The following is a 24,569-nucleotide window of genomic DNA, read 5'->3' on the forward strand; positions in this document are numbered from 1 at the left end:
GCCTTCTTATGAGTGTTTTTTAAGAGTTCTTAACTCTTTTGCAGAAACTTTTAATTTAGTTGTAGTTCCATCTTCTAATGTAACTCTAACTGTTCTAATGTTTGGTAAAAATCTTCTTTTTGTTCTGTTTTTAGCATGACTTACGTTGTTTCCAGACATAGGTCCTTTTCCTGAAATTGCACATCTTCTTGACATTTTGTCTTCCTTCTGTAGTGAAAAATATTTGCGTATTCTACCTTAATTTTCTTAAGTTTAATTTAAATATTGTCTATTATTGCATTAAATTTCAATAAATTATTTGCTAAACTAAACTCTGATGCAAGTTTTCTATTCTCTTTTTTAATTAATTTAAGGTCATCTTTCCCTTTTAATACGGCATCTAATTTGAAACTCATGCTTGAATCACTAGGTGAATCCATCGAAGCAAACACATCAACAATCTCTTTTGCATCGTTATTAATACTCAAAAATACGGCACATCTACAAAACATTGCTTTTATTACATTGCTAGCAAAAGTTTTATTATATGTAGGCAAGATAAATATATCTGAAGCCAAAAACAAGTCATCCATATTTTTATAATCTTCTAATAGAATTATTTTATCTTGGAGATTTTGATATTTTGGAATTTGAAATTGCAATGTTCTTATTTGTTGTTTTTCACCTGCAACTATAACTTTAAAGTTTTCATATGAAATTGATGAGCATATATCTAAGAATTCTTTTATACCAGAAGATTTGAAATTTTTTGCAGTAAATAAGATAATCTTATTTTTTACATCAATTTGTAATTCTTCACAAAGTTTTTCTTTTACATCTTTGTTTTTTTTATACTCAAGATCAACACTTGGATATATTACCTTTACTTTTTCATGAGAAATCTTTGTTTTTGCTATGATTTCATTCATAGATGAAAAACAATTAGCAATTGTCATTTTTGCATTTAATATATTTTCAATTGAATTTTCATCTAAACTACCACTATGAAAATATACATCTGCATACTTTTTCTTTGAGAAAAATTTTGAAAAGAAGTTTCCTTCTCTTAAAACCTCAATATTATCTTGATGTGATAACTTATCAATTAGGATATTCTTTGTTTTGTATGATATTGTTGTTTTATGGTTCATATTTATCTTCACTTTAAATTTTGTTATTATACTTAAAAGTGCTTTATGATAATATTTAAAGACTAATAAGAAAAGGATACATTATTTCAAACTTAACAAAAAAAATTATATTTCTTGATAGAGATGGTGTTATAAACTATGACCATGGATACGTTGGAGAAATAGAAAAGTTTGAATTTATAGATGGTGTATTTGAAGCTTGTAATCATTTTTCTAAACTTGGATATGAAATAATTGTAATTACGAATCAATCAGGAATAGGAAGAGGCTATTATTCAGAAGAAGATTTTATAAATCTTACAAATTGGATGAAAGATGAATTCAAAAAAAATGGTATAAATATCTTAAAAGTTTATTATTGCCCTCACTCACCTGATAAAGATTGTGAATGTAGAAAACCAAAAATAGGAATGATTACTCAAGCAATTAATGATTTTAATATTGACTTAGAAAAATCTTGGTTAATTGGAGATAAAATTTCAGATATACAAACAGCTGTAAATGCGAATATAAAAAACACTATTTTGATAAAAGAAGACAAGAAAATTGCTTCATTTACTGCTAATAGCTTATTTCACACAATAAATATAATTAAAAAACAAGGTAAATAATGACTTTCAACGATATCGATTTTAATAGTAAGACTATTTTAATAACAGGTGGTGCTGGATTTATTGGTTCTAATTTAGCATTCTACTTTCAAAACAATTTTCCAATGGCAAAAGTTGTTGTTGTTGATTGTTTTAGAAGTGGAGAAATATTTTCAAATGGAAATTTAAAAAGTTTTGGTCATTTTAAAAATTTATTAGGATTCAAAGGAATTGTAATAAGTGGAGATATTAACGACAAAAAATTATTAAAGAACTTAAAATTAAACTATAAATTCGATTATATTTTTCATCAAGCAGCAATTTCAGATACAACAGTTAGTGAGCAAGATTTGATGATAAAAACAAATGTAAATGCCTATGAAGATTTATTAAAAATTGCCATTAATCATAAAGCAAATATGATATATGCAAGTAGTGCTGCAACTTATGGAGATAGCGATAGATTTGAAGTAGGATATGAGCGAGCAAATAATGCATATGGATTTTCAAAAGTAATGATGGATAATATTACTTATGAGTATTTAAAAAAAGATTTAGATATTTCAATTGTTGGACTAAAGTATTTCAATGTATATGGACCAAAAGAATTTTATAAAAATAAAACAGCTTCAATGGTTGTACAATTTGCACATCAAATATTAAAAGGTTTAACTCCAAAATTATTTGAAGGAAGTGATAAAATATTAAGAGACTTTATTTATATTGAAGATGTTATTCAAGCAAATATTAAGGCTTGTAATCCTAAACAATCTGGTATTTACAATGTAGGAACGGGAAAAGCTAGAAGTTTTGAAGATATCGTAAATATTTTACAAAAAGAGTTAGAAATAGATAAGGGGAAAGAGTATATTCCCAATCCTTTTATTGGTGCTTACCAATTCTTCACTGAGGCAAATATCGAATCTACAAAAGAGAATTTAGGGTATAAACCAAGATATGAAATGGAAGATGGGATAAAATCCTATATACCAGAAATAAAAAGATTATTCAAAGAAGAAGTTAAATAATGATTAATTTTAAAAATAAAATTCCTAAAATATTAGTAATTGGTGATTTAATGATAGACCATTACTTATGGGGGAAATGTGAAAGAATTTCACCTGAAGCTCCTGTACAAATAGTGAATATAGATAAAGAGAACTCAGTTTTAGGAGGCGCGGGAAATGTTATAAATAATCTTCGTGCACTTGAATCTAATGTAGATGTATTAAGTGTTATTGGAAATGACACTACAGCAAAAGAGTTAGAGGCTTTATTAGAAAGTATAGAAGTTAAATCAGATATGTTGATTATTGAACAAAATAGAAAAACATCTAAAAAAAGTCGTTTAATAGCTTCTCAACAACAAGTTCTTCGATATGATAATGAAAGTATCGAAGATATTTCAAGTAGTAGTGAAACACAAATTATTAATAAATTATCAGCAATTATTTTAAATTATGATGTTGTGATACTGTCAGATTATGGTAAAGGTGTTTTAACAACAAAATTAACTCAAGAGATTATTTCTATTTCAAATAAAAATAATGTAAAAGTCTTTGTTGATCCAAAAGGTAAAGATTATAGTAAATACAAAGGTGCTTATACTCTAACTCCAAATAAAAAAGAAGCCATAGAAGCAACCAATATTCTTATAAACGATAATGAAAGTTTAGAAAATGCAATCAAAAAACTAAAAGATGAATGTGAATTAGAAGTTTCACTTATTACACTTAGTGAAAGTGGAATTGCAATATTTGATGATAATCTTAGAATTAAACCAACAGTTGCAAGAGAAGTTTATGATGTAACAGGAGCCGGAGATACAGTTATTGCTTCTATTGCATTTGCTATTGCAAATCATATGAAAATAGATGATGCAATACAATTTGCAAATCTTGCAGCTGGTGTTGTTGTAGGGAAAATTGGAAGTGCAACTGCCTCACTTGATGAAATCTATAAATATGAATCAAGTTTAAATAAATCAAACTCTTCTTCTCATATAAAATCATTTGAAGAAATTGAAATTTTGGCTAAAAACTTCATGATAAAAGAAAGAAAATCATATTTACAAATGGTTGTTTTGATATTTTACACGCAGGTCATGTTAAATATCTTGAAGAGGCTAAAAGTTATGGGGATATTTTAATTTTAGGATTAAATGCAGATTCTTCAGTAAGAAAACTAAAAGGCCCAACAAGACCTATAAACAATCAAGATGATAGAGCATATATTCTGGCCTCTTTAGAATCTGTTGATTATGTGGTGATTTTTGAAGAAGAAACTCCCTATGAACTAATAAAATTAATACAACCTCATGTTTTAGTAAAAGGTGGAGATTATGAAGGTAAAGAAGTAGTAGGACAAGATATTGCTCAAGAATTAAGACTAGTTCAATTTGTAAATGGGAAAAGTACAAGTAAAATAATCCAAAGGATTCAAAATAATGAAACAAACAATTAAAAACGAATTTTTATCTCACCTCGAAGTTATAAATTTAACAATTGAAACTATGCAAGATAAACTTGAACAAGCTTCTTTATTAGTAGTAGAAACACTAAAAAATGGTAATAAAATTCTTTTATGTGGAAATGGTGGAAGTGCAGCTGATGCACAACACATAGCAGCTGAACTAGTAGGAAGATATAAAAGTGATAGACGAGGTCTTCCTGCGATTGCACTTACAACTGATACAAGCATATTAACATCTGTTGGAAATGATTATGGATATGAAAAAATTTTTGACAGACAAGTTGAAGCACTAGCAAATAAAGGTGATTTAATTATTGGGATTAGTACAAGCGGAAATAGTAAAAATATTGTTAATGTATTAAAACTTGGACGAGAGTTAGATTGTAAAACAGTAGGTTTTTCTGGATATAAGGGAGGAATTATGAATGAATTTTGTGATATAAATTTAATCGTTCCTTCAAATAATACTCCTCGCATTCAGGAGATGCATATTTTATTTGGACATATTATTTGTCAGATTGTGGATGATGAATTGAGTTAATATAAATAAAATTAAGATTATTATCTTAATTATTTGATAAGTAAATAGAACAGTTTCTCAATTTTATTTCTTGACAAAGATATTATCTTATTCTTAAAATATTTATAATAGCTGAATAATTATTATGATAATATTCCAACCATTTAACTTTAAAAGATTATAAAAATGCCCATAATATTACAAAAATTAAAAAATATTCCTAGAATCGACTATATAAACTATTTAATATTACTTTATGCTTTTACTTTAAGTTTTCCAAGTGAAATAAAAAGAGTAATTGCAATATTTATGATAATACTATGGATTACAGACAAAACAAAATATGATTTTAAATTACCAAAAACAAATATATTTTTATTTTTTTGGATATTTATAGGATATTGTTTAGTATCTTACTTCTGGAGTGATGTTAGTTTTCATGAAGCATTAAAATATATTAAAAGATATTGGTACTATTTACCTATATTTATAATTTTCAAATATCTAAAAAAAGAATATTTTGAATATGCAATAAGTTTTTTTCTTTTTGGAATGTTTATTAGTGAAATTTTGTCTTATGGAAATTTTTTTTCTTTTTGGAAAATTGGTTTTGGTAGACCACATGATCCTACTGTATTTATGCAACATACACTTTATAGTATATTTTTATCTGTATGTGCTATTTTTTTACTTTCTAAAATAATTTATGAAGAAGACACTAAAAAGAGGATGATTTATTTATTCTTTTTTACTACAGTAACAATAAACTTACTTATAGGTTCTGGAAGAACAGGTTATTTTACTTTATCTATTACTTTAATTATTGTTATAATTTTTATTTATAAAACTAAATTAAAAATAATTCTTACCACGATCGTTCTCCTTTCAATAGTGTTATTTTTATCATACAATCTATCACCAAATTTCAAAAATAGAATTTCTTCTATTAACTCTGATATTACAAAAGTAATTAACAATTCTAACTACAGTACTCCAATTGGAGCAAGAATTGGTTTATGGATTATTGCAAAAGAAATAACAAAAGATAATTTATTATTTGGGTTAGGCATAGCCGATAATATAAATAAAAAAAATGAATATATAACAACTAACAAATTAACAAATTTTAATTATGTTGAAGAGTTAGTACATTTTCACAATAATTTTCTTGAGATAATTACTCAATTTGGGATAGTAGGATTAGCTTTATTTATTTATTTATTTTTTTTGATTGCTAAAATCGAAATAAAAGATAAAACTATTTATGTATTAAAAATTTCAACTCTAAGCATTTTTTTATTAGGTAGCTTGAGTGATATGTTATTTTATTTAAATGATACAATGTTCTTATTTTCATTTGCTATTGGAATTATACTAGCAAAATATAAATTAGAAGATCAAGATAGAAAATTACTTATTAATCAAGGATAAATACTGATTAATAACATTATCTTCATTAAACTTACTAATGTATTCAGCTTTTATATTGATAGTATTTTCTATAACTTGATTCATTTTTAATGCTAAATCATCAGAATCATTAACTTTTACTAAATACTTTGATAATTCTCCAACTAAAATTTCACTTGGACCTGATATACAGTTTGTTGAAACAACAGGGGTATCTAAGATTAAAGATTCAATTAATACTGTTGGTAGACCTTCTCTTTCAGAAGATAAAACTAAAAATTTTGCTTTTTTAATAATTGGATAAGGATTTCTTTTAAATCCCAAAATTATTACTTTATTTTGTAATCCTCTATTATTAATCATTTCAATTATCTCTTTTGTTGGATTACATAATAAAATTAATTTTAATTTAATTTCAGATTTTTTATAAGCATCAAGAAGAATATCATATCGTTTAACTGGCCTGAATGCTGAAGCACTTAATATATAATCCTCTTCAATTATATCAATCTTCTCATTGGCTTTTTTTATAATTTCTCCAAAATTAAAAGGATTATATATGCATATAATAGACTTATATTCAACTTCTAATTTATTTAAATCTTCTTCAATTTTATTTGAAACAATAATTAATTTTTTATTTTTATATATTTGTCTATAAAGTTCATATTTTTTCTTAGCACGAGCATATTTTCCTTTTGATTTAAATTCTTCAATTTCTTGAAAATAAGAAGTATGTATGCAAAAATAAACATTGTTTCTAGTTGAATATTGTAAAACTCTATCAGATCCCGGTAAATTTGATAGTATTAGATCAAAATTCTGATTTTCTTCTTTTTCAATAAAGACTATCTTCTTTTCTAGAAGATAATGTAATCTTTGATCACCCATAAATGAAAATAGTTTATGATATTTCCTATTCGTTGTTAAACTTATGATTTTACTTTTTTCCTTCTCTAATAAATCATAACAAATAATATCTTCCAATAAAAAAATATACACATTATGTCCAAATTTCTCAAACATATTAAATAAATTTAAAACTACTTTTTCAGCTCCACTTCCTGCAAGATTTGTAACAACTAATCCAATTAATTTATTATTTTGCATCATATTTTCCTAAAATTAAATTTATTTCATCAAACATAAATTCTATTTGTTGATTAGCCGTAATAATATAATCATCAATTTTATTTAGTTCTTCTTTTGAAAAAGAATTATAATCATTTTTTACTCTTTCAATATCATTTAGTTTTTTTATATCAATAATTCTTATTTTATCCAAACCTATATCACTCAATAATGATTCAATTTTAAAAGTATTTGAAGATAACGCAATAAAAGGTACTTGAAAATGTAAAGATAAACAAATTGCATGAAATCTTGCAGATATTAAAAAATTAGAATTTCTAATATTTTTTAATAAATCATCTTCATTATTTACAAGTATAAATCTTTTATATTTATATTTAAGACTCATAAATTTCTCGATGAAAGATCCATAATAATTAAAAAAATTAAATTTTAATTTTTTTAAAAAACCATTTAAGTTACTATATTTTTTAAATGGTGCAATTATTGGAATAAAAACTATTTCATTGTTTTCTGCAATTCTATATAATTCTTCTGATTTTTTAATATCATGGCTATCCGTAATATATATCTTTTTTTCATTTAATTGTTGATAATTTTTTTTCAAAGTATAAAAAGTCATATCAGGTACAACTACAGAATCAATGTTGTTTTTTTCTAACTCTTTTTTGCTAAATGTTTCTCTAACATAAATTTTCTCAAATTTTGAAACTAATTTTGAAAATTTTTCAGAATTATTCTGATAAGTCATATTTATCAAAAAACAAGGCTTATTCGTATAATCTACAATTTCTAATAAAGAATATGCATAATCACTATCATCATGTATTGTTCCCTCTGCATTTATTATTACTCCATCAGATTGATTCAAACTATTTAAAAAAGTTTTATTACTCTTCCAATCTTTTCCTATTGGATTTGTAGCAAGTAATTTTATATCTCTTTTTTCTAAATTTCTTTTTATATTTTCTATAACTATATTACAACCATGATGATTTTCAAATGAAGTATCATTTAATAAAACTACACTTTTCAAATTAATTTACCTTTATTAATGGGATTTTTTTCTCTATATAATTTTTATATAAATTTGTATACTCTAAAATTTGATTCTCTTTTTGTAATTGTGTTTTATCTAATTCAATCACATTAAGAAATTTTATATCATACAAATAGCCTAATGTTTCTAGAGCTGTTGATCGAATTGTTATTAAACCTAAAGGTTTCTTTTGATGTTGGGAAATTGCTAATTCTAAAATTGTAAGAAATTTTTTCAATTCAAAGCCATATTTTATAGATAATTCTCTTAAATAATCTATATCTTCATATCTATGAGGAACATAAATTATTTTATATTCTTTAAAATATTCTATTGTATTTTTTAATATATCTTCGAAATACTCTTTTTTTATATAACTATTAATTAAGTTTGAGCCTATAAAAAATATCTCCTTATTTTCAAGTAAATTATCAATTGATTTTTTAAAATCTCTATAATCATTTTTTATGATTTTATTGTTTAATAAATAAGAATCTAAATCAAAAAATGTAAAAATTTTTAATTTTTCAATAAAATTTAAATTAAATTTTCTTCCTAGTATATTATTTACTATAGTATTTTTAAATTTATTTTTATAAGTACTATTTTTAATATTATTTGCAATTAAAAATGTTTCATTCCCATCATCAATTAATATGTTATTTTTTGATTTTATCTGATTTACTGAATGTATAATATAAGATGTAATTAAGCCAAAAAAACAATATTCAACATTTTTATATTTTCTTAATAAATTAGTTAATATAAAAGAGTAAAAAATCCTAGTAAAAAAATTTAATTTAATAAAATAGACTTTTTCCCATGACAACTCTTTTAAAATTTCTTGAAAAAGATTTTTATCTACTTCATTTTTATATATACATATCAAAATATTGGAACCATTTATATTAAATCTCTTAATTGCTTCAATACAATTAAATAATTGAAAAGGAGTTCTTATTAAAGAAATTGATTGTTTATTCATCTAAATTCTTTCTTAATAAAATTTCTAAATTCACAATTAATATTTTTATTATTAAATTCATGTCTATTATCGTGTAAAGAGAAATTTTTTATTCTTATAATTTGATTATTTAATTCAAATTTTTTTAATATACTTTTATAATTTTCATCTGCATCTGAATATTCATTTCCAATTGTAAAAACCTTTTTTGATGAAGAAATAGCTTCACTTATCATTGAAGAACTTTCTTCTGTAACAAAAATAGCTTCACTTAAACCAAAGAAAGGTAACAAAATTTTTTCCTCTTTCTTGTTATATGCTACAAAATAAGAGTAATATTCTTTTAACATTTTCTCTAACTTATTCTCTATTTCAAGCGGCGTTCTTCTTGAAGTTGTGATAAGCCATTTAATATTCTTATCTTTTGATATTTTTTTTACAAAATTTATTAAATCATCATAAAATTTATTATCATATTTGTACCCAGCACCATTTCCACCTATTAACAAAGTATAATATTTTTGATTTATATCTAAATTATTTAATTTTAAAAACTCATTTGATTTTTCTAATAACTTCTCTTTTGTTATTGTATTTGGTGCAACATCTAAAATAATTTGATTTTTATACCCCAAATCAATTACAGTTGTAATATTTGTAAAAAGTTCTTCTTTTAAGCCTCTTAATGCTCCATTTAAAATATTTTTACATTTATAAATTTTTGCAAACCATGCGTTTAAATTTGAAGTATTTCCACCTGTTGAAATAATTAAATCTGGTATATTTTTTGGTATAGAATAATTCTTATAAAAAAAAGAAAGATATTTTAAACTATTTTGTGTAAAAAGCTTAGGAAAAGTATTTAATAAAAATCTCAATATTTTTCTAGTCAATTTTGATTTTATTTCTATTTGTATATACTCAACTTCTAAATCATTAGACATTTCTTTTAAATATAATACCAATCCCTCTGTTTGATTGTAGTGACCTGGTTTGTCATCTTTTATTACTAATACTTTCATTATCTTAAAACTTTTTTATAAACTGAAATAGTTTCATTTACCATATTTTCTATTGTAAATTTATTTTGTGCATAATCAAATTTCTCTTGAAAATCTGCTACTACTTCATTATAATTATCTTTTACATATCCTATTTTACTTGAAAGATCATTTACATCTGAAAAATGAGTAATATATTTTTTTCCAAGAAGTTTTTCCATATCAGAAACAGGAGTTGAAATAAATGGAGTTTTACAAAACATAGTTTCAACAAATGTGTAAGGAAATCCTTCATTATCAGAAGACATAACAAATAATGATGATGATGAAATAATTTCTTTAACTTCATTATTTACTAAATTACCAGTGAAAGTTACTTTATTCTCAATATTTAATCTTGTTACTTCATTTCTTAAATTATTTTCTTCTTCTCCTGAACCTACTAAAATCAAGTGTAAATCTAAATTCTTGATAGCTGATAATATTAATTCAAATCTTTTTACCTTTGTCAATCTTGCAACACTACAAATTATAAATTTATCTTTTTCAATATTATATTTAGAATAAAGATCTATTTTTAAATTTTCATCATAATTAAATGAAATTCCGTTGTATATAGTAACTTTATTTTTTGTTTTCAGATTTTTTCCAATATTATCTGAAACAGTAATCACAAAATTACTTTTTTCAAACGCTGATAAATTCTTTTTATAATTATGTAAAGTAGAAACTATTTTAGTGTTAATAAATGATTTTATTTTAGTCACCATTGAAGTTGCTTTATTAGCTTGAGTATGAATAATGTCAAAATTCTCTTTTTTTAGTATTTTATAAAGTTTAAATAAAATAAAAAAATTATTTCTGCTTTTTGATAAATCAAGGGGAATGAATTTTATATTTTCAAAAGATTCTTTAAAATCTTCATGAGCAATTACAGTTACATCAAAACCTCTATTTACTAACTGTTTTGATAATTCTATAGTGTGTTTTTCTAAACCACCATCTTCATTTCCTGCAAGAATTTGACATATTTTCATTTTAGCAAACCTCTTAATCCTCTTTTTAATTTAATTTTAAAGGCAAACATATTATCTTTACCGCTTATTGTAATTCTTTTTAACTCAAATAAATCTAATTTTGTCAAATCATCTATACCTTTTGTTGTAGTCGTTGCATTTGTATAAGCCAATTCTACAACTAACTTTATATCTTCTTTATCATACAAACCAAAAGGATAACAAAAGGAATTACATTTTGTATTGAACTTCTTTTCTATTTCTAATTTAGAATTTCTTATTTCATCTATTTTTTGTTCTTTATCTAAAGTTGGTAAATTATCATGTGTCATAGTATGAGAACCAATTTCAATCAAACCAGAATTTATTAATTCAACAATTTGTTCATCCAATAATTTTGGTTCATTTTTCAATTCACCAGTACTATTTTTCTTTTTCCTTTTTGATGACCACTCCCTATCATGTCTGTCAATAACAAGATAAATTGTAGCTTTAGCATTATATTTTTTTAAAATAGGGAAAGCATTTGTAAAATTATCTTCATAACCATCATCAAAAGTTATTGCAATTGATTTACTTGGTAAATTATCTTTTTTTTCTATTAATTCGCTCATAGTAAAAAAAGTCCAATTATTATAACTCAAATATTTTATCTGATTTTCGAACTCTGTAGGTGTTACTCTAAGACCATTAAATTTTGCATTTTTTTTATGCTTAGAAATCATATGATACATTAAAATTCTAGGATAATTATAATCTATAGTTTTAGTCCACCAGGCATACTTATATGAATAATATATAAAAATAAATACTGGTATTAAAAGTAATATCTCCAAATTATATTAACCTTTTATAAACTTCTATTGTTCTATTCACCATATTCCCTAAAGAAAAATTGTTAGAAATATAATTATATCCATCAAATTCTAAATTTCTAGCTTTTAAAATATTATTTGCTAACTCTTTTTCATCACCTACTTCGAAGAAAAATCCATTTTCATTTTCAATAATTATATCTTTTACACCACCATGATTTGTAGCAATTACTGGTTTATTCATACAAATAGCTTCAGCAACTGCTCGACCGAAGCTTTCTGGTTTTTTTGAACTGCTTACAATGACATCACTTAAAGCATAGATTTGTTCTATCTTGCTTTGACTTCCTGTAAATGTAATATTATCTTCTAAATTTAATTCTTTTATTAAATTCTTCAAAGAGTTTAAATAATCTTCTTTATCGCTTCTAACGCCACCAACTATTAAGCCTACTATATTTGGAAGCTCTTTTTTTACTAAAGAAATAGCTTTTATAAATGTTTCATAATCTTTTAGTTGAGTTACTCTTCCAACACTTGAAACTATAAATTTATTTTCTAAATGAAACTCTTTTTTAAAAGTATTAATAAAATCATTATCAATATTTTTTGGATTAAAAAGTTCTAAATCTATTCCTCGAGGGATTACTGTTATTTTAGATTCACTTGTTTTATAATGTTTTTGTATGTACTCTTTTATACTATTACTCACGCATATAACTGCATCTGCTTTTTGCATGATAGAGCTATAAAATCCAACACTGTTGAAACCATGAACAGTACTCACAACTTTGATCTTTAAACTTTTATTTGCAAAATATATAAGCCAAGCAGGAACCCGACTTCTTACATGAATAATATCTGGTTTTATTTCTTTTAGTATTTTTTTTAGTTTTGCTACTCTTGTGAAAACTGTAAAAATATTTTTACTACATACATCAAATTTTATGTGCTTTCCACCATCAAGATTTATTTGATTTTCTAGTTTTCCCCCTGCACTAATAACATATGACTCAATTTTTAGTTTCACATATTCACGGTTTAGTTCAACAACCCCTCGTTCAACTCCACCTTCATTTAGTTCAGGAAGTAACTGCACAATTCTCATATATTATAATTTCCAAGAAGGATGTGGAACTATTCCTTTTACATCAATAATAATTTTTTCATCTTTTATCAAAGAATCATACTGTTCTTGAGTTATTGTTTTAAATTTATCATGTCCAACAGCAACTACAATAGCATCATATTTTTTACTATTTTCAAATGGGTTTTCAACAAAGTTATAATCATAATAGTCTTTATCTTTTTCATCTATCCAAGGTTCATATACATCAATATTTGAGCCATAGTCTTTAATCTCTTTTATTATATCTACTACTTTTGTATTTCTAATATCTGGGCAATTTTCTTTAAAAGTTAATCCCATTATTAAGATATTTGAGTCTTTGATTATTTTTCCAGATTTAATCATAAGTTTGATTGTTTTTTCAGCGATATATTTACCCATACCATTATTGATTTGTCTTGCACCTAAAATAAGGTTTGGTTTGTATCCTAGTTCTTCTGCTTTATGTGTTAAATAATATGGATCTACACCAATACAATGTCCACCTACTAATCCTGGCTTTAGTTTAATAAAATTCCATTTAGTTGCTGCTGCTTCTATTACATCATTTGTACTTATATTCATAGTATCAAAGATTAATGCTAATTCATTTATTAAAGCTATATTTACATCTCTTTGAGTATTTTCTATAACTTTTGCTGCTTCTGCTACTTTTATTGAGCTTGCTTTATGAGTACCTGCTGTTATAATTGATTTATATAAATCATCAACTACATCAGCTATTTGGGGAGTTGAACCAGCTGTTATTTTAAGTATCTTAGTAACTGTATGTTCTTTATCTCCTGGATTAATTCGCTCAGGTGAATATCCACAAAAGAAATCTTTATTGAAAGTCATTCCTGATACAAGTTCTAGTTGTGGAACACAAACTTCTTCTGTAACACCTGGATAAACTGTTGATTCATAAATAACAATATCATCTTTTTTTAGAACTTTTCCAATAGTTTGTGAAGATTTAATTAAAGGAGTTAAATCAGGTCTATTTGAAGAATCTATTGGTGTTGGAACCGTTACGATATAAACATTACAATCTTTAATATCTTCCATATTAGTTGAATAAACCATACCATTTTCTATAGATTCTTTTACTTCAGTTTCTGTTAATTCTAAAGTTCTATCAAAACCTGAATTTAATTCATCAACTCTTGGTTTATTAATATCAAAACCTACTACAGAATATTTTTTACTAAAAGCATGTGCTAGGGGAAGACCTACATATCCTAGCCCTATTATGCATATTTTTTTATTCAAATTTTTTCCTTTAAATTAATTACTTTTAAAAACTTTTATATTTTCACTTTTTTAAGTAATTTCGCAAAATTAACTTTTTCATCATCCATATCTTCTATTATTTTTACTAATCTATGGTATTTTGTATTTTCTTTTTTAGAGTCTAAATCTACTATGTTTATTATTGCATTACTATTAGCTCTGACTTCACTTAACATTGATGTAGAATCTGTTGTAATGAAAAACTCATCACAAACAGCTATAAAATCTCCAATAGGATTTATATTTGGTTCTTCTGAGTATATAAGTTTATAGTCAAATTTATATTCATTAATTAAATTTTCAATCTCTTTTGACGTTCTTCTTGAAGTGGTTATATATTTCAAATAATCAGGATATTTCTCAAAAATATCATCTAACTCATCTTTTATAAGCTCATGTTCCATATCAAAAACATCATTATCTCCACCTATTATTATAGCTAAAGATTTTTTTCCTTCAACTTTTTTTACATATCCTTTTTCTCTAGGGAAAGAAAGATTTAAAGGAAGTGTTAAAATATTATCTAGTCTTACTGGATTATCATGTTCTTGCGCAATAATATAATAAAAATCTTTGTATTTATAAGATTTTGGAAGCATAAGAGCTATTGCTTTTTTATTATATTTTTTTGAGATGTATTTATTAAAATAATAAGTTCCTGAACCAGCACTTATTACAGCATCATAGAAATCACCATAATACTTTTTATAATCTGTAAATAAGAAATCTGTGTAATAACCTAGTTTATCAAAAAGATATGATAAAGCTTTATGAAATTTTGATTTAAATTTAACTTCCAAAATATCATAACTAACATCTTTTATTTTACAAAAAGCGATTGATTGATTTAGGTGACCGGGCTTCCCATCACTTATTATTAGGATTCTTTTCATATATTTCCCTATAATGACTTTTAAATCTTTTATGTGGCCAAAACCACTGTTTTTTATCTTCCAAAATTATATCAGATATTGCATTAGCTTCTAATTGGGAAATATGTTTTAAATCCTCTATTTCGTTATCAGTTTTTATTGGTATTATTGGTTCATATACTTTTATCTTATATTTATAATCATCTTGATTAAAAACAGCAATAGGTACAATATACGCACCAAACTTTCTTGCTAGCAAAGCACTTGAAGAAGTTTGGTAAGCACGTTTGCCTAAGAATTCTACTTCTTTTCCATCTTTTGAATTTGTGTTTTGATCAATTATCAAAGAAACAGATTCCTTTTTCATCATAGCTTTTACAAGTGTTTTTAAAGCACCACTTTTAAAAACTATTTTACTACCTGATGCTTCCCTTGCTTTTATTAAAAATTCATCAATTTCATTAAAATTTGATTCACGTGCTACTTGGTAAACAGGAAATAGAAATTTATTAAAATAGTAGCTCATCATTTCAATATTACCATAATGTGCAGAAATTAGAATAATGGGTTTGTTTTCTTTTCTAAGCTTAATAAGAGTCTCTTCATTTTCTATTGTTACAGTTTCTTTTAACTCTTTCTCACTAACATCTAAATTTTCAATCATAGATTGAACCCATAAAACCATATTAAAATATGAATATTTCTGAATTTCTTTTATCTCTTTTTTTGACAATGAATTTTCGAAAACTAAATTAAGATTTGCTTCAATTACTTTATTTGTTTTTTTTGCAAAAACATATCCCAAATATGCAATAAATCTGAAAAATGATCTTCTTATAAATCTTGGCATTTTTCTTAGTATAAAAACAACTATTAGAAAAAGTCTATAAACTAATTTTTTCATCATTAAATCTTTATAATCAAATCTTCTGGACTTTCCAATTTATCAATATTTGATTGTATTAAAAATGATTTATTTGATAAATCTATTTCTAAAGTATTATTATTTAACACATATTCAACTTTTGGTCTTGATAAATCTTGATTTATTGCAATATTTAATGAAATCATAAAAGACATCCATTGCATAACTTCTAAAGAGGGTAACAATTCTTGATATTTTAAGATATCACTTTTTGAAGGTAATGATTTCTTTGAGAACTTAATAGTATGAGCTACAACAACCCTTGATGTATGTAAAAAATCATAGTTTAAGCCATTTAAAATAAAATCAAATGCATTATCATTTGATTTATAGAAGTTAAGAGTTGATCCAATAGAATGAAGTTTAGAAGCAATAACTAATAAGGTTCTAAATTTATCATCTAAATTATGCATTGGTTTTAGAACATCAAATATTTTACCAGCATTTGAACCCAAATAGGCACTTTGTTTTTCATCAATTTGAAATCTATCAAGAAGAGATCTAACGCTTACATTAAAGTTTTCAGGAAATTTATGATTAGAGTTTCTTAATAAATCTGTTAAATAAACACCTTCTCTAACACCAACACCTGATGTTACAACTTCTTTTATATTTAACTCATCTAAAATTGTTTTAAATATAAATGTACCTTCTTTTATGGTATCAAATCTATCTTTTTTTACACCTACTGATTTTAAATCATCATTATTTCGTGCATTGATTATTTTATTAAATAAAGATACTTCATCTTTTACATTATATGTATATCCATGTAAGATATCTAAAGGATAATCATTTTTAGCCATTACAATTTTTGAAAAAGCTCTAATACTTCCACCAATTCCAACAACTTTTTTAGGAATTTCAATACCTAATTCAAAAATCTTTTTTAAATTATCTAAAATATTTTTCTTAGCACCTTCAATATCATCTTTATTGAAAAATAGCTCTTTTATTCTAACCGTTCCAATATTTAAAGATATTGATTTTTCTATCTTTCCATCTCTTATAAAAGAGAATTCAGTAGAACCACCACCTATATCCATAGTTATAAAAGTATTATCATGTAAAAGATTTAATGCAGCAACGCCACCATAATAAGCCTCTTTTTCTCCCTCAATAACTTTTATATTAAGTCCTAGTTCTTTTTGAACACGAGATATAAATACTTTTGAATTTGGAGCATCTCTTAAAGCAGATGTTGCAACACAGATAATTTTTCGTGATTTTAGTGCGTGAGATATATTTAAAAAAGATTTTAAAGATTCATAAGCTCTTTGCATAGGAAGATCTTGAAGGTTTCCATTATTTTCATAACATCCTTCAGATATTTTAACCCTACTTTTTGTTTCATTTATTAAACTAAAAGAGAACCTAGAGCTTTTTTGCAATACAACCATACGCATTGAGTTAGACCCAATGTCGATAATAGTTGTTACTTTAGACATTAAGCTTCTTCTTCCATTAATTGTTCATACTTGAATTTTAATTCTTCCATTGTTTCTTGATTATCTGGATCTATAATAATACAGTCTACAGGGCAAACTTCAATACATGAAGGCTCTTCATAATGACCTACACACTCAGTGCATCTATCCGAATCTATAATATAAATTGGATCACCCTCTTCGATAGCGTAATTTGGGCACTCTTCTCTACATGCATCACATGCAATACATTCATCAGTAATAATTAAAGACATACAGTTTTTTCCTAGTTGAATTATTTATGTGGAGTTATAACCTATTTCTCTTTAATAAATTCTTTAATTAGCTCAAATTTATCTTTATTTTTACATATAAGTAGAAATTTATCTGTTTTGTGAATGAAAAAATCATTACAAATATACATAGAAGCTGCAATATCAAAGATTCTAATTTCTCCTGCATATAACACAAATTCATAATTTCTTGTATCACTTAATGATAATGCAACTGCGCCTAAAGTTCTAAATTTTATATTATTTTCATTTAATTTTTCACATATTTCTGGATATTTATAAGCTCTTTCAAAAATAGCAATTTTTGTTTTTTTAACTTCTTTTATATTTATTTCTTTTAAATCTATTAGTGATATTTGTTTTATTTCTTCATCAAATGCTTTATATGTAACAAGTGATGAAATTAAGTTTGTTACAAATCCAGCAACTGTAATTCCATCTTTTTGGATAGCCACGGAAGTACCATAATATGGTAGATTTGAATAGAAATTATTACTACCATCAAGTGGATCAATTATAAAAGTATATTCTTTATTAGTGTTTAATAATCCACACTCTTCTGAGTATATATTGCCAAGTTTTTCAAGATGTTTAATAAAAATATTTTCTGCAAGTAAATCCATCTTCAAAGAATTATCTCCACCAAAACCTATGATATTTGTATATTCATAATCTTTTGAAGATAGATTTGTATTTATGTAAGTATGTAATTCTTTATTAGCAAGAATTACAGCCTCTATAAAAGTTTTTTTATCAAAGGCTGTAATATTATTCATTTGTTATTATAAAAGTTCTTTTACCATAATTCTAGCAGCATCTCTTCCATCAGCAGCAGCAGTAACAGCTAAGTGAGCACCTCTTTGGCAATCTCCACCTGCATAAACTTTTTTATTTGAAGTTTTAAATGTAGAATCAATAACAATTCCACCCCATGAATTAGTTTCAACATTTAATTCTTTTAAAAATGCTGGAACTTCAGGAGAGAATCCAAGAGCTAATATAACAATATCAGCATCTTCTAAATATTCACTACCTTCATTTATAACAACTTTTTGTCTACCACTTGAATCAGCTTCACTCATAGAAGTTTCTAATAATTCAACTGCAACAGCTAAATCATTTTCTAGTTTTATTGATTTTGGACTTACATTAAATACAAATTCAACACCCTCTTCTTTAGCATTTACAACTTCTTTTTTAGATCCAGGCATATTTGCTTCATCTCTTCTATAAAGACATTTAACACTAGCTGCACCTTCTCTAACAGATGTTCTAACACAGTCCATAGCAGTATCTCCACCACCAATTACAACTACTTTTTTATCTGCAACATCAATATAAGAAACATTTTTATTCCCAAGATTTCTTTTTTGAAGCCCTGTTAAAAAATCTATTGCAAAATGAACATTAGAAGCATTTGATCCATCAATTTTTATACTATTACTTTTTGTAGAACCAATTCCTAAGAAAATTCCATCAAACTCTTCTTCTAGTTCTGATATAGCTTTATCTTTTCCAATTTCACATTTTGTATGTAGTTTCATTCCTGCTTCTAATAACCAGTTAATTCTTCTATCAACTGTTGTTTTATCAAGTTTAAATCCAGGGATTCCATACATTAAAAGACCACCTGCTCTATCTTCTCTTTCAAACATTTCAACATTGAAGCCTTTTCTTAAAAGAAATGTTGCAGCTGAAATTCCAGCAGGTCCTGAACCAATTACCGCTACTCTTTTATCATTTTTATGAGTAGGGAATTTCGGTTTCATACCTTTTTCAAAAGCATCTTCTGAAATATAAGTCTCAATTGCTCCAATAGAAATAGCTCCATGACCTGTATTTAATGAACAAGCACCCTCACATAATACATCTTGAGGACAAATTCTTCCTAAAATTTCAGGGAAAGGAGATGTTTCATTTGATAAAGCAAAAGCTAATTCTGGATTCTTTGTTGCTGTTTGTTTTAACCATGCAGGAATAAAGTTTCCTAATGGACATCCTGTATGACAGTATGGATCTCCACACTGCATACATCTATCAGCTTGTTCAGTAGCTCTTGATTTTGAAAATACTTGATATACTTCATTAAAATCTTTTAATCTTTGAAGTACATCTCTTTTTTCAGGGTTAATTCTTTCAAATTTTGTAAAGTTTAACATCTCTTAATCTCCCTTGTCCGGATCTAATGGTAACACTGTCATATTTTTAGGTTTTACCATCCAGAAATTTCTAATTTCAGCTCTAAAGTTTTGTAAAATATTATCACTCATCTCACTATCTGTTTCATGTAAGTAATCTAATAATAATCTTTTTAAATATAATCTTTCTCTTTCAGTATCATCTGTATCAATTCTTACTGATTCAATTAATTCTTGATTCATTTTATCTACAAATGTTTTTTCAGGGTCATAGACAAAAGCTAATCCACCTGTCATACCAGCACCAAAATTGATACCTGTATTTCCTAAGATTACTACGATTCCACCTGTCATATACTCACAAGCATTGTCTCCAGTACCTTCAACAACTGAAGTACATCCAGAGTTTCTTACTGCAAATCTTTCACCTACATTAGCTCTGATATACAGTTTTCCACCAGTTGCTCCATATAGACATGTATTACCACCACCTGAGAAATCTTTTCCTTGTTGAGCTGGATTAATGATGATTTTTCCACCATTCATACCTTTACCAACATAATCATTCGCAGCACCATTTAGATATAAATTCATACCTTTTGACAAGAAAGCACCAAAAGATTGTCCTGCAATTCCATTTAAATTAATAGTAATTGAATTTTCAGGTAATCCTTTATCTCCATAAAATCTTGCGATTTCTCCTGAGATTAAAGCACCAAATGATCTATTTAAGTTAGAAATATCTGTACTTATTTTTATAGGAGAATTTGGATTTTCAATAGTTCTATGAACTTTTTTCAATAATTCTTTTTCAAATTTATTATTATCAAAAGGAGCATTTGTTTCTTTTTGACAAGTATCAATTCCATCAATTCTTCTTAAAATATTTTGGAAATCAAATTTTTGTGCAAATTTATCATCTATAACCTTTAATAAGTCAGATCTTCCAACAATTTCTTCAATTGTTTTATAACCTAATGATGCAAGAATATTTCTAATGTCTTCTGCAATAAATGTAAAGTAAGAAATTAATCTGTCAACTGTTCCTGTGAAGAAATCTCTTAGATTTTCATCTTGAGTTGCAACTCCCACTGAACATTTATTTGTATGACAAATTCTTAAAATTTTACATCCAAGTAATGTTAATGAAGCAGTTCCAAAGGCATAAGACTCAGCACCAAGCATTGCTGCTTTTACAACATCAAGACCTGTTTTTAATCCACCATCTGTTTGAACATGAACGAACTCTCTTAACTTATTAGCTTTTAAAGCATTATGAGCTTCAGAAAGTCCCATTTCCCAAGGATTTCCTGCATGTTTAATAGAAGTTAATGGAGCAGCTCCAGTTCCTCCATCTCCACCTGAAATAACAATTTTATCAGCATAAGCTTTTGCAACCCCAGCAGCAATTGTTCCAACACCAATTGATGAAACTAATTTAACTGTAATTTTAGCCAATGGATTAACTTGTTTTAAGTCAAAAATTAATTGAGCTAAATCTTCAATTGAATAAATATCATGGTGTGGTGGTGGCGAAATTAATGTAACACCTGCAACTGTATGTCTAAGTGTTGCAATTAATGCAGTTACTTTATGTCCAGGTAATTGTCCACCCTCACCTGGTTTTGCACCTTGTGCAACTTTAATTTGCAACTCTTCTGCAGATCTTAAATATGCAGGTGTAACACCAAATCTTCCTGATGCAACTTGTTTGATTTTAGAATTTTTAATAGTTCCAAATCTTTTTGAATCTTCTCCACCTTCACCTGAGTTACTCATTCCACCAATAGTATTCATAGCTGTTGCCATTGCTTCATGAGCTTCAGGAGAAATTGAACCAAGAGACATAGCTGCACTTGCAAATCTTTTGAAGATATCTTCTTTAGATTCAACTTCACTTACGTCAATAGCTTCTTTATCTGAATTAAATTCAAAGAAATCTCTAATAAACTTTTTATCTCTATTATTAACTAAATCTCTTAAGCCTTCAAAATCAGTAATATCTTCTTTTTTAGCAGCTTTTTTATTATGCATTGCATTTGTTGTAGCTGGACCATAATCATGGTATTCCCCACCATTACTATATTTATAAAAACCACCCAAATCAAGTGGGAACATAGTATTTTCTTCAACAAAAGCATTTTTATGTGACTTGTTAATTCTATCTTCAATATCACCATATGTTAATCCAGCTAAATCACTATGAGCACCTGTGAAACAATCATTAACGATTTCATCACTTAAACCAATAATATCAAATAAACCTGAGTTTCTATACGATGCAACTGTACAGATACCCATTTTTGACATGATTTTTAAGATTCCTGCATTTACTGATTTTTGTGTATTCTTTAATAACTTTTGTGTTTCGTATTTAGATGGTTTTTCTCTTTGGAAAAATGCAACAGTTGATGCAAACATCATATATGGATAAATTGCAGTACATCCAAATCCGATTAATACAGCTGCCATATGAGGATCATAAACTTCACCAGTAATAGAAATTATTGAAACATTATGTCTAATTTCCTCTTTTAATAATTTTTGATTAATGTATCCAACTGCTAATGCAGCAGGAATCACTTTTTCATTTTCATTTATTGATCTATCATCTAAAATAACAACTGAAACACCATCTTTAGATACAGCTTTAACTACATATGACGCTAATTTTTCCAATGATTTTTTTAAATCATTTTTAAAAGTAGTTGAGAAAACTCTATTTTTATAATACTCGTCATATCTTGGTGATTTTTCATCTCCAAATGAATAAACAATATCATATTTTTCTTTCATTAAAATAGGACTTGTTATTTTTAATCTTTTTGCATACTCAGGTTTTTCATCTAAAATATTATGAACTCTACCAAAACCTGTTTCCAAAGACATTACAACTTTTTCTCTATATGGGTCAATTGGTGGATTTGTAACCTGTGCAAATTTTTGTCTAAAGAAATCTGTAAAATTTCTATTAACTTGAGAAAAACATGCTAATGGCGTATCATCTCCCATAGAACCAACTGGTTCTTTACCATCTTTAGCCATTGGCTCAATTACTTGATCTAAAACTTCATATGTAATATTAAAGAATTTTTGTTTTTTCTCTAAATCTTCAATCTTATAATCTTTTACATTTAAAAAAGTATCCTCAATATATTCTTGAACATAATCCATATCATCATTTAACCATTTAGAATAGTGTTGTGCTGATTTTAAATAGTTATTAATATCATCTTCTTTTAGAACTTTCCCGTGCTTTAGGTCAAGTGCTATCATTTGTCCAGATTGTAATCTTCCACGCTCTAAAATATTGTCATCTTCAATTTCTAATGTTCCATACTCAGATGTAATATATAATTTATCATCTTTAGTAATAACATATTTAGATGGTCTTAAACCATTTCTATCAATTAAACAACCAATGTGTCTTCCATCTGTTAATGAAACAGCGGCAGGTCCATCCCAAGCTTCCATAGCAGTTGCAGTATACTCATAGAATGCTCTTAAATTAGAGTCCATGTGTGGAGCATTTTGCCAAGGAGCAGGAACTAATGCACGTGCTGCTTTAAAGAAATCCACACCATTTGCCAATAAAAATTCAAACATATTATCTAAAGATGTAGAATCCGAACCTACATTTTGTAAAATTGGAAGTAATCTTTTCATCTCTTCTTCAGAGAAAATTTCTGATTTTAATTGTTCTGATTTTACTTCAACATTAAATCTATTTGCTTCAACTGAATTTATCTCTCCATTATGTGCAATTGCTCTAAATGGTTGAGCTAATCTCCATAAAGGAAGTGTATTAGTCGAAAATCTTTGATGAAATAAAGAGAATGTAATTTTAAAATCTTCATCTCTTAAATCAATATAAAAATGCTTTATATGCGTTGGCATAATAAGCCCTTTATACGCAATTACTTTTGAAGAGAATGTAGGAATATAAAAATCTTTATTATCTACTAATCTATGCTCACACTCTTTTCTTGTTAAGTAAAGCATTGCATCAAATCTTTTTGATGACATTAATGTATTTGGTATAACAAATACTTGTACAATGTTAGGTAAACTATCTAACGCTTGTTGACCTAAAGCATCAATATCAACAGGAACTGTTCTTGTTAATAAAACCTTTAAATCATTTTTTTCACAGTATTCTTTAAATATATCTATTTCAGCTAGATCTCTTGTGAAAATCATTGCAACTGCATAAATTTCTGGTAAGTCAACACCTTTTTGTGTTGCTACTTTTCTCATAAAAGAATCTGGCATTGATAATAATAAACCTGAACCATCTCCAGTTTTACCATCAGCAGCCACTGCACCCCTATGCATCATTCTTTCAAGTGAAGTTATTGCATCTTCTAAATTTTTATGACTTGGTCTGTTTTTCATATCAGCTACTAAACCAAACCCACAATTATCTTTAAAAGAAGTTAATAAGTCTAAATTGCACCCCATCAT

At 26.1% G+C, this 24,569-nt stretch carries 21 protein-coding genes and 1 pseudogene; 5 read left to right on the forward strand and 17 right to left on the reverse strand.

Annotated elements, in window-relative coordinates; translation table 11 throughout:
* Positions 1–6 precede the first annotated feature (6 nt).
* Together rpmB and AACT_RS12010 are read right to left on the reverse strand one after the other, a co-directional pair.
* Entirely contained in the window at positions 7–195 is a 189-nt protein-coding gene (rpmB, locus tag AACT_RS12005) for a 50S ribosomal protein L28 (RefSeq protein ID WP_128360241.1), read from the reverse strand.
* A gap of 62 nt (positions 196–257) precedes the next feature.
* Complete coding sequence (locus AACT_RS12010) at positions 258–1,130, reverse strand: glycosyltransferase (RefSeq protein WP_172127195.1); 873 nt, start codon at positions 1,128–1,130, stop codon at positions 258–260.
* Positions 1,131–1,213: 83 nt separating this feature from the next.
* On the opposite strand from AACT_RS12010, the gene gmhB reads away from it, so the two are divergent.
* The 5 genes and pseudogenes from gmhB to AACT_RS12035 all read left to right on the forward strand — a co-directional run bounded on the left by gmhB (position 1,214) and on the right by AACT_RS12035 (position 6,143).
* Positions 1,214–1,741 (forward strand): D-glycero-beta-D-manno-heptose 1,7-bisphosphate 7-phosphatase, encoded by a 528-nt coding sequence (gene gmhB / locus AACT_RS12015; protein ID WP_216658241.1) that lies wholly within the window; start codon positions 1,214–1,216, stop codon positions 1,739–1,741.
* Positions 1,741–2,748: an ADP-glyceromanno-heptose 6-epimerase gene (gene rfaD, locus AACT_RS12020; RefSeq protein WP_172127197.1), complete on the forward strand. Its 1,008-nt coding sequence runs from the start codon at positions 1,741–1,743 to the stop codon at positions 2,746–2,748. Before gmhB ends, rfaD begins: the two co-directional genes overlap by 1 nt.
* Positions 2,748–4,183 (forward strand): annotated as a pseudogene (gene rfaE1 / locus AACT_RS12025) (D-glycero-beta-D-manno-heptose-7-phosphate kinase). Before rfaD ends, rfaE1 begins: the two are co-directional and overlap by 1 nt.
* On the forward strand, positions 4,167–4,733 hold the full coding sequence (gmhA, locus tag AACT_RS12030) for a D-sedoheptulose 7-phosphate isomerase (protein ID WP_172127199.1): 567 nt from the start codon (positions 4,167–4,169) through the stop codon (positions 4,731–4,733). The pseudogene rfaE1 and the gene gmhA overlap by 17 nt, the downstream one beginning before the upstream one ends.
* Before the next feature lie 165 nt (positions 4,734–4,898).
* Entirely contained in the window at positions 4,899–6,143 is a 1,245-nt protein-coding gene (locus tag AACT_RS12035) for an O-antigen ligase family protein (protein ID WP_172127201.1), read from the forward strand.
* Here the strand turns inward: AACT_RS12035 and AACT_RS12040 are convergent.
* Genes AACT_RS12040 through gltB form a run of 15 tightly spaced genes read right to left on the reverse strand, consistent with a single transcriptional unit; the run spans position 6,123 to position 24,566 of the window.
* Entirely contained in the window at positions 6,123–7,232 is a 1,110-nt protein-coding gene (locus AACT_RS12040) for a glycosyltransferase (protein ID WP_172127203.1), read from the reverse strand. The two genes, AACT_RS12035 and AACT_RS12040, sit on opposite strands and share 21 nt — an antisense overlap.
* Positions 7,222–8,250, reverse strand: coding sequence for a polysaccharide pyruvyl transferase family protein (locus tag AACT_RS12045; protein WP_172127205.1), 1,029 nt, complete (start codon positions 8,248–8,250; stop codon positions 7,222–7,224). The genes AACT_RS12040 and AACT_RS12045 overlap by 11 nt, the downstream gene beginning before the upstream one ends.
* 1 nt (position 8,251) lies before the next feature.
* Entirely contained in the window at positions 8,252–9,238 is a 987-nt protein-coding gene (locus AACT_RS12050; protein WP_172127207.1) for a hypothetical protein, read from the reverse strand.
* Positions 9,235–10,239 carry an ELM1/GtrOC1 family putative glycosyltransferase gene (locus AACT_RS12055; RefSeq protein WP_172127209.1) on the reverse strand — a complete coding sequence of 335 codons (1,005 nt, stop codon included), beginning with the start codon at positions 10,237–10,239 and terminating at the stop codon, positions 9,235–9,237. The genes AACT_RS12050 and AACT_RS12055 overlap by 4 nt, the downstream gene beginning before the upstream one ends.
* Positions 10,239–11,255 carry a glycosyltransferase family 4 protein gene (locus AACT_RS12060; protein WP_172127211.1) on the reverse strand — a complete coding sequence of 339 codons (1,017 nt, stop codon included), beginning with the start codon at positions 11,253–11,255 and terminating at the stop codon, positions 10,239–10,241. Before AACT_RS12060 ends, AACT_RS12055 begins: the two co-directional genes overlap by 1 nt.
* Positions 11,252–12,070 carry a polysaccharide deacetylase family protein gene (locus AACT_RS12065; protein ID WP_172127213.1) on the reverse strand — a complete coding sequence of 273 codons (819 nt, stop codon included), beginning with the start codon at positions 12,068–12,070 and terminating at the stop codon, positions 11,252–11,254. The genes AACT_RS12060 and AACT_RS12065 overlap by 4 nt, the downstream gene beginning before the upstream one ends.
* 1 nt (position 12,071) lies before the next feature.
* Positions 12,072–13,157, reverse strand: coding sequence for a glycosyltransferase family 4 protein (locus AACT_RS12070; protein ID WP_172127215.1), 1,086 nt, complete (start codon positions 13,155–13,157; stop codon positions 12,072–12,074).
* A gap of 3 nt (positions 13,158–13,160) precedes the next feature.
* Complete coding sequence (locus tag AACT_RS12075) at positions 13,161–14,429, reverse strand: nucleotide sugar dehydrogenase (protein WP_172127217.1); 1,269 nt, start codon at positions 14,427–14,429, stop codon at positions 13,161–13,163.
* A 35-nt stretch (positions 14,430–14,464) separates the two neighbouring features.
* Complete coding sequence (locus AACT_RS12080) at positions 14,465–15,343, reverse strand: ELM1/GtrOC1 family putative glycosyltransferase (protein ID WP_172127219.1); 879 nt, start codon at positions 15,341–15,343, stop codon at positions 14,465–14,467.
* On the reverse strand, positions 15,318–16,226 hold the full coding sequence (locus AACT_RS12085) for a lipid A biosynthesis lauroyl acyltransferase (protein WP_172127221.1): 909 nt from the start codon (positions 16,224–16,226) through the stop codon (positions 15,318–15,320). Before AACT_RS12085 ends, AACT_RS12080 begins: the two co-directional genes overlap by 26 nt.
* Before the next feature lie 2 nt (positions 16,227–16,228).
* The gene (locus tag AACT_RS12090; protein WP_172127223.1) at positions 16,229–17,695 is read right to left on the reverse strand and encodes a Ppx/GppA phosphatase family protein; all 1,467 of its coding nucleotides are present in this window, start codon (positions 17,693–17,695) and stop codon (positions 16,229–16,231) included.
* A complete protein-coding gene (locus tag AACT_RS12095; protein ID WP_172127225.1) occupies positions 17,695–17,949 on the reverse strand; it encodes a YfhL family 4Fe-4S dicluster ferredoxin in 255 nt (84 codons plus the stop codon). Before AACT_RS12095 ends, AACT_RS12090 begins: the two co-directional genes overlap by 1 nt.
* 41 nt (positions 17,950–17,990) lie before the next feature.
* Positions 17,991–18,743, reverse strand: coding sequence for an inositol monophosphatase family protein (locus tag AACT_RS12100; protein ID WP_172127227.1), 753 nt, complete (start codon positions 18,741–18,743; stop codon positions 17,991–17,993).
* Between the two features lie 6 nt (positions 18,744–18,749).
* Positions 18,750–20,126, reverse strand: a complete 1,377-nt coding sequence (locus AACT_RS12105; RefSeq protein WP_172127229.1) for a glutamate synthase subunit beta — start codon at positions 20,124–20,126, stop codon at positions 18,750–18,752.
* 3 nt (positions 20,127–20,129) lie between these two features.
* A complete protein-coding gene (gltB, locus tag AACT_RS12110; RefSeq protein WP_172127231.1) occupies positions 20,130–24,566 on the reverse strand; it encodes a glutamate synthase large subunit in 4,437 nt (1,478 codons plus the stop codon).
* Between the last annotated feature and the right edge of the window lie 3 nt (positions 24,567–24,569).

Source organism: Arcobacter acticola (assembly GCF_013177675.1).
In the GTDB taxonomy this organism is placed as follows: domain Bacteria; phylum Campylobacterota; class Campylobacteria; order Campylobacterales; family Arcobacteraceae; genus Aliarcobacter; species Aliarcobacter acticola.

Excerpts from the sequence above, each read along its gene's own strand:
- rfaD (WP_172127197.1), top strand. The coding sequence starts at position 1,741 with ATGACTTTCAACGATATCGATTTTAATAGTAAGACTATTTTAATAACA.
- gmhA (WP_172127199.1), top strand. The coding sequence starts at position 4,167 with ATGAAACAAACAATTAAAAACGAATTTTTATCTCACCTCGAAGTTATA.
- AACT_RS12080 (WP_172127219.1), bottom strand. The coding sequence starts at position 15,343 with ATGAAAAGAATCCTAATAATAAGTGATGGGAAGCCCGGTCACCTAAAT.
- AACT_RS12035 (WP_172127201.1), top strand. The coding sequence starts at position 4,899 with ATGCCCATAATATTACAAAAATTAAAAAATATTCCTAGAATCGACTAT.
- gltB (WP_172127231.1), bottom strand. The coding sequence starts at position 24,566 with ATGGGGTGCAATTTAGACTTATTAACTTCTTTTAAAGATAATTGTGGG.
- AACT_RS12050 (WP_172127207.1), bottom strand. The coding sequence starts at position 9,238 with ATGAATAAACAATCAATTTCTTTAATAAGAACTCCTTTTCAATTATTT.
- AACT_RS12055 (WP_172127209.1), bottom strand. The coding sequence starts at position 10,239 with ATGAAAGTATTAGTAATAAAAGATGACAAACCAGGTCACTACAATCAA.
- AACT_RS12060 (WP_172127211.1), bottom strand. The coding sequence starts at position 11,255 with ATGAAAATATGTCAAATTCTTGCAGGAAATGAAGATGGTGGTTTAGAA.
- AACT_RS12070 (WP_172127215.1), bottom strand. The coding sequence starts at position 13,157 with ATGAGAATTGTGCAGTTACTTCCTGAACTAAATGAAGGTGGAGTTGAA.
- AACT_RS12090 (WP_172127223.1), bottom strand. The coding sequence starts at position 17,695 with ATGTCTAAAGTAACAACTATTATCGACATTGGGTCTAACTCAATGCGT.
- AACT_RS12095 (WP_172127225.1), bottom strand. The coding sequence starts at position 17,949 with ATGTCTTTAATTATTACTGATGAATGTATTGCATGTGATGCATGTAGA.
- AACT_RS12105 (WP_172127229.1), bottom strand. The coding sequence starts at position 20,126 with ATGTTAAACTTTACAAAATTTGAAAGAATTAACCCTGAAAAAAGAGAT.
- AACT_RS12085 (WP_172127221.1), bottom strand. The coding sequence starts at position 16,226 with ATGAAAAAATTAGTTTATAGACTTTTTCTAATAGTTGTTTTTATACTA.
- AACT_RS12040 (WP_172127203.1), bottom strand. The coding sequence starts at position 7,232 with ATGCAAAATAATAAATTAATTGGATTAGTTGTTACAAATCTTGCAGGA.
- AACT_RS12100 (WP_172127227.1), bottom strand. The coding sequence starts at position 18,743 with ATGAATAATATTACAGCCTTTGATAAAAAAACTTTTATAGAGGCTGTA.
- AACT_RS12010 (WP_172127195.1), bottom strand. The coding sequence starts at position 1,130 with ATGAACCATAAAACAACAATATCATACAAAACAAAGAATATCCTAATT.
- rpmB (WP_128360241.1), bottom strand. The coding sequence starts at position 195 with ATGTCAAGAAGATGTGCAATTTCAGGAAAAGGACCTATGTCTGGAAAC.